The organism is Alcanivorax sp. HI0007 (genome assembly GCF_001635525.1).
Lineage (GTDB): Bacteria > Pseudomonadota > Gammaproteobacteria > Pseudomonadales > Alcanivoracaceae > Alcanivorax.
The window spans coordinates 16311-28673 of sequence record NZ_LWEJ01000239.1 but is presented as its reverse complement, the minus strand read 5'-3'; the positions used below and the strand labels follow the sequence as shown (position 1 = coordinate 28673).

The following is a 12363-nucleotide window of genomic DNA, read 5'->3' as shown; positions in this document are numbered from 1 at the left end:
TGATCTGAAACACCTCCGCCCGCAACGCCTCCTCCCCAACCACGCCGGGGGCCAGGCGCCAGCGTCCCTGGCTATCTTCGAAGACCAATGCGGGGGTGCCCTGCAGGCCCAAACCGATCATCAATGCCGTGTTGTTGTGGATCTGGCTGCGGATGGCGTCGGGGACCCGTTCCAGCGGGCGGATGCCGCCGTCGTCATAGTGCCCTTCGTGTTCAGCCAGTGCCGCCGCCGGATCCGGGGCGGCGAGGATGGCGCCTCCCTGGGTGAAGCTGCGTTTCGGGTGGATCAGGCCGACGATGATATGGCGCACCTGAAGGGAGTTGTCCGGATGCTGGATCAGGGGCTGCATGTTTTCCCAAAGCTCGGCGCAATAGGGGCAGGCCATGTCGGTGAACACATACGCCACCCGCTGGGGAGGGTCGGCACCCTCCGCCACCCAGCTGCTGCTTTCCAGTCGTGCCAGCAGGCTGTCCATGTCCGCCTGCGCGCCCACGGTGGAGAGGGGAAGCAGCAAGGACAGTAGCAGGGTGAGCAATTTCATGGGTGGGGACCATCCAGATGGTGGGTAAGAAAGTGATGCAGACTGGCCCGGGACAGCGGGCCAAAGTGGCGGGCCAGTTCGTTGCCGTCCTCATCAAAGAGTAGTGTCAGCGGTAAACCGCCGTTACCGGCATGGTGACCCAGCGCCATCTGCGGGTCCAGCAGGGGCAGGTCGAAATGGAGTTCGGCCTGGATCAGGTAATCCCGCACTGCCTGGGCGGTTTCCCCCTGATTGGCGAGGACAAAACGGACGTGGGGGTAGCGCGTTTGCGCCTCGGCCAGTATCGGCATTTCTCGCCGGCAGGGGGGACACCAGGTGGCCCAGAGGTTGATCAGGGTCGGCCCCTGGGTTAGCGGCTTGAGAGGAACCGGAGTGCCCTGCAGGTTCTCCAGGGTGATTTCCGGCAGTGGTGTTGCGTCAGGGGTCATGCTGTGAAGTGCGGTGAGAGAGAGCCCCATGGCGACCATTGCCGCGGCGGTGCTGGAGAGTAACGCCAGCCGCAGTGCCGGACGTCGCCACAGACACAGGCCGAAAACGGGCAGGGCTGCCAGGGCCCCAGGCCACCACCAGCCGCCATCACGGATATCTGCCATGGCCATCAAGCCGGAGTACTGATCGGGGTAACGCAACACGAATGCCAGACGTGCCCCAGCCAGGGCAGCCAGGGTGATCAGCCATAGCCATTTTTCCACTGGCTTGCCACGCCATTGCCACCAGATGCTGGCCAGCACGGCGGCGGAGAAAGTGATCAAAGCCACAACCGTGCCCGCCGGCAATGCCAGCGGGCCGATCAGGATAGCATCCAATGCAGGACCTCTTTACCTGTGTGAGACTCCCTGTCAGCCAGGGTAACGTTGAAACATTTCAGCAACGGCCTTGCGGATCCGGTCGCTGCGACGCTCACTGCTCATTTCGTCATAGAGGCGGTCACGGCTGGTTGCCTGCCAGACCACGTTGTTGGTGGCGGGCTCAATCATTTGTACCACCAGCTTGTATTCCTCAGTGATGTCGCCTTCCACCGGGGTGGTGGTGCCCACCCCCACATTATTGCGGCTGAAGCCGAAACCAAACTGCAACACCGAGCCGTCATACCGCTGTTCACGTTTGAAGTAGTGTTTCACGTGCACATCGGCCTGTTCGGAGGCGGCAGGCGTCAGGCCCTGTTCAGCCAGAGCACTTTTCAGGGCGTTACGGGCCCGTTGGTCGTCCAGTTCCCGGGGCTGATCCTCGTTCTGTTCCACAAAGGCGTAGCTACGGTACTGGTTCAGGCTCGCGCCTTCCTGGCTATCGATAACCACCGGGCTGACGCAGGCGCCAAGGACCAGACAGAGTGATAGGAAAAACCAGCGCATGATGCTTCTCCCGGTTGGAATGAATGCCTCCCATTATCACAGGGGAGCGGCAGGATACCGTGAAATAGCCGCCCCGGCAGACAGGCTCCGGGGCGTAGCTGCCTTCAGCTTGATAAGTATGACCGTTCTGCGGGCGAAGGGTTCAGCGGTCAGGCCGGCAATGCCTGTTCCAGCCGTGGCCACAGGCCGGTTTCGTTGGCGGCTTCACGGAAAGCCTGCTGGTCCTGCGGGGGCTGGCGCTGATAGACACGGCCGATATCGCGGAGCATGTCCGGGGCGTCCACCACGCTGACGGCGGTGGCGATGGCCTGCCAGCCGTTGCGGGTATCGCGGGCAGCGTCCAGGAATGCCTGCAGCAGGTCACCGCCGTCGCGCAGGCTGATTTCCACCACGGTCTGCAGGCCTTCGCGGTGAAAGCGGCGGGCAAAATCCAGCAGCAAGTCTGTCTTGCCGGATTTGGCCGCGTTACGCATCAACGCCTCGATCACCGAGGGGTTATGACTGCTGGGCAGTTTTGCCATCATGTTGCGTTCGTCGTCGCCGAGGAACTGTGCCAGGTCCAGAATCAGATCCCACTGTCCGCTCTGGTGGGCCGCCTGCACAACGGCTTCCGCCACCTCTTCGCCCTGGCGCAGGGCGGTGTGGGCGACCACTTCCTGATAGTCCCGTTGCATGGCTTTTACCAGAGGCAGGGTTTCTTCCAGCAGGTTCTTGCTGACTGCCGCATTCACCAGATCGGTAATCACGCTGTTATTGCGAAGAGCGGGCAGGTTGACGATCTTGCGATGGTAGCGGGGGTTAATGACGGACAAGGCGCGCAGCACCGGCCCCCACAATTGTTGGCGGTGGGCCACACCTACCAGGGAATCCAGGGTGCGTTCATCTTGCTCGGCCATGATGTTGCCGAGCCGGCTTTTCAGTTCTCCCTCCACATGGTCGATTACCCAGATGGCCTTGGGCCAAAGATCGATATTCTCGGTACCGGAACGCACGATACTGGCCAGTCGGCTGTTATCAATCATGCGGATCACGTTACTGAGCTGGGTGGTGTTTTCCATGTAGAAGGCAATGTTCAACAATGCACCATCGTCCTTCACTGCATTCACCACTTCACGGATAGAGGGCGCAGACAGTGCGTCGGCGAAGCGGCCCAACAGCAGGAACTGTTTTTCCTGAATTTGTTTCAGTGCCACCTCGCGGATGGTCTCGGGCGGCAGGCGTCGAATAATTTCACGAATCTTGCGCGGGTCTGCCTGTGCGGCAATCTCGCCGAGAAAATCCGGGGTCAGCCGCCGGGCAACCTTTACGGCGAAGTAAGGATCCATTTCCCCGACCAGGCGAGCGGCCATTTTGGCGCCCACGGCATAAGCCAGCTTCGCCAGTTGCTTGATGGAAAGCCAGCGGGTCCAGCTTGCCAGGTGCTGAAAGCCCTTGCGGTGCTGGTCATACATTTCCTGTTCAATATGTTCACGCAGGGCACGCAGGTTGTTGGTGCCGGCGTCTGCCAGCGCCTGCCAGGTGGCGTCGTTGAGGGTCAGATACTGTTCAAGCTTTTCCAGCTCAATCTGGATTTCCAGGTTCGTGGTCAGGTCGTTCATGTAGGCATCCTTGGTGCGGAACTAGCGAAGGGCGCTGCGGGCAATACTGCGCAGCCAGAGTGGCAAGGCCTGAACGCCGGTATCAATGGCTTTGTTCAGGCGACTCTTTTCGCTTTCCAGGTAATCATCCACCGCTCGGTCAAGATCCTGGGTTACCGGCTCAGGCAAATAGGAAAGAAATCCCACCCGCTGATGCATACGTTCGATGGCATCCTTGTTATTCATGATCGATCCTGTTTTTTTGTTTGCCGATTCAGGGTGTGCCGTCATCGTAAAATCCCTGTGGAGAAACGATTCGGGAAAACACCGTCATTGCACTGTATCAAACGAGAGCAAACAGAAAGTACACATAACATTAAGCAACTGTGGCATTTTTGTATCGACATTCTTGCCAACATTGTTGACCCCCCGAAACAGTGATACTTAATGACGTTATCACTGAAGGAATCGATAGCGGTTGGGAACGGGCCTGCCATGGAGGCGATGTTGGCTGGAGAAAACAGGAAGAAAAATACGTCGGCCAGAACCCCCTGGGCCGGGCGACTCGTTCGGCAAATGCGACAGGCTGTGGCGCGGGCGCCGGGCGGGCACTATGTGCTGGATCAGGCACGTGCTGTCGAGGATGTGTTGTTCGAAGATTTACAGTTGCGACTGGGTGGAATGGATAGCCGTCATTATCTGCCCGGCCCGGCCGGGACCTCATCCGCTGAGGGAGACGGCCCGGACAGATCCCTGCAGTCGCGCTTTGCCGCGCTGGCAGATCAGTCTCTGGAACAGACCCCGGATAGCGCCATGAACCGGGTTTATGGACGTATCGTTAATCAGCTTCTCCCCGACGAAGTCCGCATCCTGACGGCCATGTCGGATGGCTCTGATATTGCCATCAGTCATTTGCTGGCTCGGGGAGGTCGTTTCAAAAGCAGCGAGCACCGGGTGATGGCATTTCTCAGTCGCGTGGGAAACGAAAGTGGTGTGATGCTGGCGGAAGCGGTGCCCCATTACCTTGCCCATCTGTTTTCCCTGGGGCTGCTTGATGGTGGCCCGGAAGACACGACCCAGACCGCAAAATATGAGGCCATAGAGAATGGTTCGGAGGTGCGTGCCGCCTGCGAAATGATGCGTAAGGAATCACGGCTTCGACCCGTCTTTATTCGCGAAACCGCACACCTTTCCGCTTTCGGCAAGGCATTCTGGACGGCCTGCTCCGGATAACAACCCGTATCTGAAAGCGTATGGAGTTGTTCAGAGACTCCTAAAAGAAGAACGAAAAGCGAGGAATAATGGAAGCGTATATTAACGAGTTTACCGACAATATCTGGTTGTACTTGTCCATGCCATTGATCAGCGCTTTGGTGGGTTATGCAACCAATGTCATTGCCATCAAGATGATGTTTTATCCGGTGGAATTTTTTGGCAAGCCCCCTCTTCTGGGCTGGCAGGGCATTATTCCTCGCCGGGCTGCCAAGATGGCGGCGATCTCTGTAGACACCATCACCACGCACCTGATTACCCAGGAAGAGATTTTTGACCGTCTTGATCCGGATAGGGTGGCCGGTGAGCTGGAGCCGGTGCTCAACAATATGATCGAAGACGTGGTGGATTCCATCATGGGTCAGCATGAGCCAGGCCTGTGGGAATCGCTGCCGGAGATGGTGAAGAAACAGATCTACAAAAGAGTAAAGAAAGAAGCGCCTGGCCTGATTTCCGACATCATGAAACAGATCAAGATTAACATCGCACAGATGTATGATCTTGAGGACATGGTGATCACCAATCTGACCAAGGATAAGTCACTACTGAACCGTATTTTCCAGGAAGTGGGCGCTGCGGAGTTCAAGTTTATCGGGCGTTCCGGGCTCTACTTTGGCGGCATTTTCGGTACCTTCCAGATGATTGCCTGGATTTTCTACAAGGGTTCCTGGTTGCTGCCGGTTTTCGGTCTGGCGGTGGGCTATGCCACCAACTGGATTGCCCTGCAGATGATTTTCAATCCCAAGGAGTTGATGCGTTTTGGCCCGTTCAATGTGCAGGGTCTGTTCATGAAGCGTCAGGATGAGGTGGCGCGGGATTATGGTCGTCTGGTTTCCTCCTATGTGCTGACGCCGGCCAATATTATTGAAGGGATTCTCAAGGGGCCGTATTCGGACAAGGTGTTTGCCATGATCGGCAAACACGTACAAAAAGCGGTGGATGAGCAAACCAGTTTTGCCAAGCCGTTTGTTACCTTTGCCGTGGGTACCCAGAACTATCGGGACATGAAGGAATGTGCCGTGTCGGAGTTGGTAAGCCGGTTACCGGAAACGCTCAAGCACATTGAAAACTATGCCAACGATGCGCTGGATCTGGAAAACACGCTCTCCACCCGTTTGCAGAGTCTCAAACCGCAAGAGTTTGAAAGCATGTTGCGCCCGGCATTTGAACAGGACGAATGGATTCTGATTGCGGTGGGGGCGTTCCTTGGCTTCCTGGTCGGTGTCTTCCAGTTGCTGGTAATGTTTTCCTGAGACTGTCCTGGAGTCGGCAATGTCCATGTTAATGATTGTCTGGATCCTGTTGTGTGTGCTGTGTTTCGCCGCTGGCCTGGTGTGGTCATGGCGACGGGCCCGTCGCCGTATGCGTGCCCGCGTGGAGCAGGTGGTGGATGAGGAAGTTCGCCAGCAGGTCGCCCGGGAAGTATTGCGTCATCTGCAGGATGGCCCCGCGCACAGTAATGGCAAGGGGGAGTCCTGATTCATGCAGGTTACCATTCGAAAGTCGTTTGTTATTGGTGCGGGAGTGCTGTTGATCATCGCGCTGGCCATCGGTGCCTACCTGGCCTGGTGGGTGTGGAAAAATCTGGGTGCAGAATTATTGTTACGTGATCAACAGGCCAGTGTGGTGGTGCCTGAGCCCATGTCAGTGGGCATCGATATTCTCGATGATCTGGATATCGTCATTGATACGGTGATCGATACCACGGTGCCCATCGATCAGACCCTGACTCTGCCCGTCAAGGAAACCCTGGATGTGCAGGTGGGCTTCGATAATGCGGTGCCCATCAAGATGAATGTCCCGCTGAAAGATACCATCAAGCTGGATCAGATTATTCCGGTGGACGGCGAGGTGCGTGCCCGGGTGTTGGGCAAGTGGATCACCGTGCCGATCAAGGGCGAGCTACCGGTGAAAGCGGATGTGCCCATTGATGTGAACGTGCCGGTGGATCAGCTGGTCAAATTGCAATTCAACGCCCCCGCCAAGGTGGATATTCTCGAAGACCTTTCCGTACCACTGAAGGCAGATATCAAAACATCCATTCCCCTGAAAAGTGCCATGCAGGTGCCGGTGCGTTCCCGGCTGCGCGCCAGCGCCACCATCCTGGAACCCGCGGACGCCCTGATTGCCGAGATGGATCTGAAATTGCCACTGCGGGAAGTGGGCCTGTCGTTTGTCAAGGACGGCAAATCTGCCACGGCTGATGAGGGTGACATGACCCCGTCCCGGGGGGGGCAGCCTTGATGGGCCGTTGGGTGCTATGGGGCTGGGTGTCACTTGCGGTTATTGTGGCAGGGCTGTTTCTGGGTTTTGTGCTCTACAGCCGTATCGTCATCGGTGTGGGCCTGCAGGAACAGTTCGCACTGCTGAAATTGCCGGAAAGCCTGATCGTGCAGACCCGGGCGGAGGAAGACGCGGCAATTACCCTGCAAGGGCGGGTGGAAGTGGATGTGCCATTCAAGCACCAGGCCCTGCCGTTACCCCTGCGTGGCACCTACAAGGCCAATCTCGCGCTGGATACCATGGTGCCCCTGCGCATGACCATCGAGTATCAGGACGTGATATCCATCGACACCACCGTGGCCATCGAAGGGGATACCAAGCTGATAGCCGACTGGCTGCCGCGCATTCCCCTGGAGGGCGAGCTGCCCTTGAAGCTGGATGTGCCGGTGTCCCTGAAAGTGCCGGTGGATACCCGTATCCGGTTTGTGTACGACGGGCCGGTGCAGGTGGGGTTCGACCAGACCATTCGACCGCCGGTGGATACAACCCTTCATACGGCCATCAATCTGGATGAGGAAATCAGCGCACCGATCACCAATGTGTTCGAGGCCCGGGTGATCCCCGATAACCGGGCGTTGCCCATTATCCTTACGGATACCGGTTTGACCTTGCCGCTGGAGAATCTTCGGGTTCGTCCCATGGCGTCCCGGGTGCAAGACGAGACACCCTAGCCGGGATTGGTGGGCCTGGAACGATCAGGACACGGTGACCCCGGGACAGGGCACCGCAGCGGCCTCGCGAATCCGCTCGCCCAGGTAACGGGCGGCTTGCCCGGCGTACTGCCCATCCGCATAAATCAGATGCAGGTCCACCAGCCGTTCAACCCCCTCTTTCAAGGGCAGCACCTTCAGTGCCCCGGTTTCCAGGCCGTCGCCGATCTCGGCCTCGGGGACCCAGGCAAATCCCAGGCCCCGGCGAATGGCGGCGATACGCGTGGACGGGTGCGACACGGTCCAGCGTTGCTCAGCGCCCAGCCAGCCGGAGTCGATGCGGCGGCTGCCGGAATCACGGATCACGATTTGCCGATGCTGGCGAAGATCCTCATGGGTGAGGCTGTCGGCCTGGTTGAGTGGATGGTCTGCTGCGGCCACCGCCACAAAGCGCACCCGCATCAGTGGATCGCCGAAGAACCCCGGCGGTACCCGCCCGCCGATCACCACATCCGCCTCCTTGCGTAGCAGGGCTTCATCGGAGCCGGACAGCACGGTCTCGGTGTACTCCACGCGGGTCAGCGGACTGTGCTGGGCGAACGCATCCAGGGCCGAGAGCATGCAGTGTTGCGGGAACAGGGCGTCAGCGGCCACGCGTACCAGCGGCTCCCAGCCCTGGCTGAGCTGGATGGCGGCACTCTCGATCCGGTTGGCCTCCTCCACCAGCACCTTGGCCTGGCGATACAGCATCTGGCCGGTTTCCGTCAGCCTGGCCCGCCGCCCTTCCAGGGCAAAGGCGCGGACCCCCAGCTCGGTCTCGATTTTCTGCACCGCATAGCTGATGGCGGACTGGCTCTTGTCCAGGGCCTCGGCGGCGCTGGCGTAACCGCCCTCATCCACTACCGCAATCAGGGCTTGCCACTGATCCAGACTGATTTTCGCTGACATATCGAATTACCTGAGCTAAACGTGCAAATTTATCCGGTTTTATATCGCATTTGCTGAATCCAGAATAGCCCTACAGTTAGCAAACAGCGTTCGGCCGTTGCCGACACAGTCATTACAAGGAGTTGGGGTCATGAATATTCTGGTCATCAAAAGCAGCGTCTTCGGCGATAACGGCAATTCTTCCACTCTGGTCAACGAGCAGGTGGAGCGTCTGAAGGCCCAGCACCCGGAAGCGACCGTGGTAGTGCGTGACCTGTCTGCAGAGCCGATTCCGCATCTGGACGGCGAGCGGGTTGGCGCCTTTTTTACTCCGGCGGATCAGCGCACCGACGAGCAACAGACAGTGGAAGACTTTTCCCAGGCGCTGATCGCGGAGCTCAAGGCTGCGGATCACGTGGTGCTCGGCCTGCCCATGTACAACTTCGGCATTCCCAGCCAGCTGAAGAGCTGGATCGATCATGTGGCCCGCGCCGGCATCACTTTCCGCTATACGGAAAATGGCCCGCAGGGATTGCTGGATGACAAGCCGGTCACCGTACTGGCCGCCCGTGGCGGGCTGTATGCCGGTACCGAGAACGATACGGTGACACCGTACATCAAACTGTTCTTCGGCTTTGTGGGTATCACCGATGTGTCTTTCGTGTTTGCGGAAGGTCTGAACATGGGTGATGAGAGCAAAGAGAAAGCCATGAGCGAAGCCCGGGCTGCGCTGCAGTGATCCAGGTTGCAGGAGCTATGCTTGCATGGCGAACCGGCCAAGGCACGGCTCCTGCGGTGAGACGGTAATTCTGCAACAAGGAGACAATCATGGGACTGCTGGTTGATGGCAAATGGCAGGACAAGTGGTACGACACCAAGAGTACCGGTGGGCGTTTCAAGCGTTCCGAAAGTCAGTTCCGCAACTGGGTGACGGCGGATGGCAGCGCTGGCCCCAGTGGCGTCAGTGGCTTTCAGGCAGAAAGTGGCCGCTATCACCTGTACGTGTCCTACGCCTGTCCCTGGGCACACCGCACGTTAATCGTGCGGGCCCTGAAAGGGCTCCAGGAACATATCAGCGTATCCGTGGTGCATCCGCACATGCTGGAGAACGGCTGGGAACTGCGCGATGACTTTGACGGCGCCACCGGCGATGGGCTCTATGGCTTCAGCAAGCTGTATGAGTTGTACCTGAAGGCCGATGCCACCTACACCGGTCGCGTCACGGTTCCGGTGCTGTGGGACAAGCAGCGCGAAACCATCGTCAGCAATGAGTCCGCAGAAATTATTCGCATGCTCAATACCAGCTTTGACGGGTTGGCGGCAGTGCCGGGGAATTTCTATCCCGAAGCGTTGCAGGCGGAAATCGATGCCATTAACGACCCGGTCTATAACCACGTGAACAATGGCGTCTACAAGGCCGGTTTTGCTACCAGTCAGGAGGCCTATGATGAAGCGGTGGTGACGCTTTTCGAGCAGCTGGATGCTCTCGAGCAACGACTTGGCGAACAGCGTTATCTGGTGGGCAATACCCTCACCGAAGCGGACCTGCGCCTGTGGACGACCCTGGTGCGCTTTGATCCGGTGTATGTCACCCACTTCAAGTGTGACAAAAAACGCATTGCCGATTACCCGAACCTGAATGGATTTTTGAAAGAGATTTACCAACTGCCCGGTGTGGCCGAAACCGTGAATATGGCGCATATCCGCCACCACTATTTCCGCAGCCATCCGACCATCAACCCCCACGGGGTTATTTCCATCGGGCCAGAGCTGGATTGGGATTCGCCCCACGGCCGTGAACGGCTCGGGGAAAGAGAGATTATCAACCAGTGACGAGGGGCGAGTAACGAGAAGCGAGTTTCGAAAATCAAAATCGGTTTCGCTCTTCGCAACTCGTAACTCGACACTGCTACATCAGGAGGTTCCCATGGAACGCACAATTCTCAACACCATTCGCGCGCTGGATACATCCGACGGTGCCGGTGTTCGCCTGAAGCGGGCGCTGGGCTACAACCCCATGGTGCGGCTGGATCCCTTTCTGATGCTGGACGCGTTCTCCTCCGATAATCCGGATGATTACATTGCCGGCTTCCCGCCGCACCCGCACCGGGGCTTTGAAACGGTGACCTACCTGATGGAAGGCCACATGAAGCACCGTGACCATCTGGGTAACGAAGGGAATCTGCAGCAGGGTGGTGTGCAATGGATGACCGCGGGCCGCGGCATTATCCACGAGGAAATGCCACAACAGCAGGATGGTCTGTTGCGCGGTTTCCAGCTGTGGATCAACCTGCCGGCGGCGGAAAAAATGAAAGCGGCCGGTTACCGGGACATTGCCGATAACGAGATCCCGCGTCTGGACTTGTCCAGCGGAGGCCAGATCAAGGCCATCGCCGGGGAAGTGACCATCAGCAATCAGGTGATCAGCGGGCCGGTAAAAGGTGGTAGCACCGATCCGCTTTACCTGGACGTGAAATTGCGTGCGGGTGAAACGGTGACGGTGCCGCTGACACAGGGTTACAACGCTTTCCTGTATCTGTTCGAAGGTGGGGTCAGCGTGGCGGGTGAGGCAGTCAAGAGCGACCATCTGGCGACCTTCACTGACGGTGACAGGGTCACTCTGGTGGCCGGAGAACACGGTGCCAGATTGCTGCTGCTGGCGGGCAAACCCATTGGCGAGCCCATTGCCCAGTACGGCCCGTTCGTGATGAATACCCAGGACGAAATCAACCAGGCCCTGAGTGATTATCGCGACGGCACCCTGACCGCCGAACCGTCATCCCTGTAACGGCCCGCTGAACCCCGACCTGCCCCGGCACTTGCCGGGGCTTTTTTCGGGCAATGATTTTGCCGCTAGCGTGAGGCGATCACCCAGACAGCATGCACGATACCGGGAATGTAGCCCAGAATGGTCAGTACGATATTGATCCAGAAATGCTTGCCGATCCCTTCCTGGAGAAACACCCCCAGTGGCGGAAGCAAGATGGCAATGAGAATGCGTAACAGGTCCATGCTGTTCTCCTTCGAGTCCGAAAGTCTCACTGTAAATTCTTTGTCTCATTACGTCTGTTAAAAAATACAAAGCCTTGCACAGATTGGATTGCCTGCGCCGTGATTTTCCGGGAAGCTGGGCGTTGTCATTGATCCGGGAAAGGAGAAAAACATGAAAGTTCTGGCCATAGCGGGCAGTCTGCGCGAGCAATCCTTCAACCGCGGCCTGATCCGTGCTGCCCAGGCATTGGCGCCCGCAGGAATGGAAATCATCGCCGCCGACATCAGTGATATTCCGCTCTATAACGGTGATGACGACGGAGACAATCGCCCTGCCCCGGTGACGGCCCTGGCAGAACAAGTAAAGGCTGCGGATGCCCTGTTGTTTGCCACCCCGGAATACAATTACTCCATCCCCGGTGTGCTGAAGAATGCCATCGACTGGCTATCCCGGGTGCCGGGCGGCATCTTTGCCGGTAAGCCCGCCGCCATCATGGGTGCATCCATGGGCGGCATGGGCACCAGCCGCAGCCAGTATCACCTGCGGCAGGTGCTGGTGTTCCTGGATGTACATCCGCTCAACAAGCCGGAAGTGTTCGTCTCTGCAGCCCATGAAAAATGTGATGAGAATGGTGACCTGCAGGACCAGGCAACGAAGGACATGATCGCCAAGCAACTTGCTGCATTGCAAGATTGGTTCAATAAAATTCGCTAACCTAAGATCACAACTTTAAATCTGTGATATTTGGCTGGCCTAGCCTATTAAGCGG

16 protein-coding genes are annotated in these 12363 nt (G+C 58.0%); 9 read left to right on the top strand and 7 right to left on the bottom strand.

The features are described 5' to 3' along the window. From dsbG to A3714_RS11940, 5 genes are all read right to left on the bottom strand, one after another. The coding region (dsbG, locus tag A3714_RS11960; RefSeq protein ID WP_063527184.1) for a thiol:disulfide interchange protein DsbG at positions 1 to 541 on the bottom strand (541 nt) is incomplete at its 3' end. Continuing rightward, positions 538 to 1347 (bottom strand): TlpA disulfide reductase family protein, encoded by an 810-nt coding sequence (locus tag A3714_RS11955; protein ID WP_063508683.1) that lies wholly within the window; start codon positions 1345 to 1347, stop codon positions 538 to 540. The genes A3714_RS11955 and dsbG, both read right to left, overlap by 4 nt. 33 nt (positions 1348 to 1380) lie before the next feature. Then, positions 1381 to 1893, bottom strand: a complete 513-nt coding sequence (locus A3714_RS11950) for a DUF4136 domain-containing protein (protein WP_062815167.1) — start codon at positions 1891 to 1893, stop codon at positions 1381 to 1383. Positions 1894 to 2042: 149 nt separating this feature from the next. Then, positions 2043 to 3491, bottom strand: coding sequence for a hypothetical protein (locus A3714_RS11945; protein ID WP_063508684.1), 1449 nt, complete (start codon positions 3489 to 3491; stop codon positions 2043 to 2045). Positions 3492 to 3512: 21 nt separating this feature from the next. Then, a complete protein-coding gene (locus A3714_RS11940) occupies positions 3513 to 3716 on the bottom strand; it encodes a hypothetical protein (protein WP_062815169.1) in 204 nt (67 codons plus the stop codon). Between the two features lie 330 nt (positions 3717 to 4046). Here A3714_RS11940 and A3714_RS11935 point away from each other — a divergent pair, with 330 nt between their 5' ends. The 5 genes from A3714_RS11935 (at position 4047) to A3714_RS11915 (ending at position 7696) form a co-directional block, all read left to right on the top strand. After that, positions 4047 to 4703 (top strand): Abi-alpha family protein, encoded by a 657-nt coding sequence (locus A3714_RS11935; RefSeq protein WP_063525749.1) that lies wholly within the window; start codon positions 4047 to 4049, stop codon positions 4701 to 4703. A gap of 68 nt (positions 4704 to 4771) precedes the next feature. Then, the gene (locus A3714_RS11930; RefSeq protein WP_062815171.1) at positions 4772 to 5995 is read left to right on the top strand and encodes a DUF445 family protein; all 1224 of its coding nucleotides are present in this window, start codon (positions 4772 to 4774) and stop codon (positions 5993 to 5995) included. A 19-nt stretch (positions 5996 to 6014) separates the two neighbouring features. Beyond that, positions 6015 to 6221 (top strand): hypothetical protein, encoded by a 207-nt coding sequence (locus A3714_RS11925; RefSeq protein ID WP_063508686.1) that lies wholly within the window; start codon positions 6015 to 6017, stop codon positions 6219 to 6221. A gap of 3 nt (positions 6222 to 6224) precedes the next feature. Then, positions 6225 to 6986, top strand: coding sequence for a hypothetical protein (locus A3714_RS11920; protein WP_082844674.1), 762 nt, complete (start codon positions 6225 to 6227; stop codon positions 6984 to 6986). A gap of 26 nt (positions 6987 to 7012) precedes the next feature. Continuing rightward, a complete protein-coding gene (locus A3714_RS11915) occupies positions 7013 to 7696 on the top strand; it encodes a hypothetical protein (RefSeq protein ID WP_156493865.1) in 684 nt (227 codons plus the stop codon). 24 nt (positions 7697 to 7720) lie between these two features. Here A3714_RS11915 and A3714_RS11910 read toward each other — a convergent pair whose 3' ends face one another. Then, on the bottom strand, positions 7721 to 8623 hold the full coding sequence (locus A3714_RS11910) for a LysR family transcriptional regulator (RefSeq protein WP_062815175.1): 903 nt from the start codon (positions 8621 to 8623) through the stop codon (positions 7721 to 7723). A gap of 130 nt (positions 8624 to 8753) precedes the next feature. Between A3714_RS11910 and A3714_RS11905 the strand changes: the two genes are divergently transcribed. The 3 genes from A3714_RS11905 (at position 8754) to A3714_RS11895 (ending at position 11390) form a co-directional block, all read left to right on the top strand. Continuing rightward, positions 8754 to 9341 (top strand): FMN-dependent NADH-azoreductase, encoded by a 588-nt coding sequence (locus A3714_RS11905; protein WP_062815176.1) that lies wholly within the window; start codon positions 8754 to 8756, stop codon positions 9339 to 9341. 89 nt (positions 9342 to 9430) lie between these two features. After that, positions 9431 to 10435 (top strand): glutathione S-transferase family protein, encoded by a 1005-nt coding sequence (locus tag A3714_RS11900; protein ID WP_063508688.1) that lies wholly within the window; start codon positions 9431 to 9433, stop codon positions 10433 to 10435. A 94-nt stretch (positions 10436 to 10529) separates the two neighbouring features. Continuing rightward, complete coding sequence (locus A3714_RS11895) at positions 10530 to 11390, top strand: pirin family protein (RefSeq protein ID WP_063508689.1); 861 nt, start codon at positions 10530 to 10532, stop codon at positions 11388 to 11390. A gap of 65 nt (positions 11391 to 11455) precedes the next feature. Here A3714_RS11895 and A3714_RS17580 read toward each other — a convergent pair whose 3' ends face one another. Then, the gene (locus tag A3714_RS17580; RefSeq protein ID WP_035245841.1) at positions 11456 to 11614 is read right to left on the bottom strand and encodes a YqaE/Pmp3 family membrane protein; all 159 of its coding nucleotides are present in this window, start codon (positions 11612 to 11614) and stop codon (positions 11456 to 11458) included. A 151-nt stretch (positions 11615 to 11765) separates the two neighbouring features. Between A3714_RS17580 and A3714_RS11890 the strand changes: the two genes are divergently transcribed. Beyond that, on the top strand, positions 11766 to 12308 hold the full coding sequence (locus A3714_RS11890) for an NADPH-dependent FMN reductase (protein WP_063508690.1): 543 nt from the start codon (positions 11766 to 11768) through the stop codon (positions 12306 to 12308). Positions 12309 to 12363: the final 55 nt, after the last annotated feature.

Coding starts and splice junctions, on each gene's coding strand:
- A3714_RS11920 (WP_082844674.1), top strand. CDS start 6,225: ATGCAGGTTACCATTCGAAAGTCGTTTGTTATTGGTGCGGGAGTGCTG.
- A3714_RS11905 (WP_062815176.1), top strand. CDS start 8,754: ATGAATATTCTGGTCATCAAAAGCAGCGTCTTCGGCGATAACGGCAAT.
- A3714_RS11900 (WP_063508688.1), top strand. CDS start 9,431: ATGGGACTGCTGGTTGATGGCAAATGGCAGGACAAGTGGTACGACACC.
- A3714_RS11935 (WP_063525749.1), top strand. CDS start 4,047: ATGCGACAGGCTGTGGCGCGGGCGCCGGGCGGGCACTATGTGCTGGAT.
- A3714_RS11925 (WP_063508686.1), top strand. CDS start 6,015: ATGTCCATGTTAATGATTGTCTGGATCCTGTTGTGTGTGCTGTGTTTC.
- A3714_RS17580 (WP_035245841.1), bottom strand. CDS start 11,614: ATGGACCTGTTACGCATTCTCATTGCCATCTTGCTTCCGCCACTGGGG.
- A3714_RS11950 (WP_062815167.1), bottom strand. CDS start 1,893: ATGCGCTGGTTTTTCCTATCACTCTGTCTGGTCCTTGGCGCCTGCGTC.
- A3714_RS11890 (WP_063508690.1), top strand. CDS start 11,766: ATGAAAGTTCTGGCCATAGCGGGCAGTCTGCGCGAGCAATCCTTCAAC.
- A3714_RS11910 (WP_062815175.1), bottom strand. CDS start 8,623: ATGTCAGCGAAAATCAGTCTGGATCAGTGGCAAGCCCTGATTGCGGTA.
- A3714_RS11930 (WP_062815171.1), top strand. CDS start 4,772: ATGGAAGCGTATATTAACGAGTTTACCGACAATATCTGGTTGTACTTG.
- A3714_RS11940 (WP_062815169.1), bottom strand. CDS start 3,716: ATGAATAACAAGGATGCCATCGAACGTATGCATCAGCGGGTGGGATTT.
- A3714_RS11895 (WP_063508689.1), top strand. CDS start 10,530: ATGGAACGCACAATTCTCAACACCATTCGCGCGCTGGATACATCCGAC.
- A3714_RS11945 (WP_063508684.1), bottom strand. CDS start 3,491: ATGAACGACCTGACCACGAACCTGGAAATCCAGATTGAGCTGGAAAAG.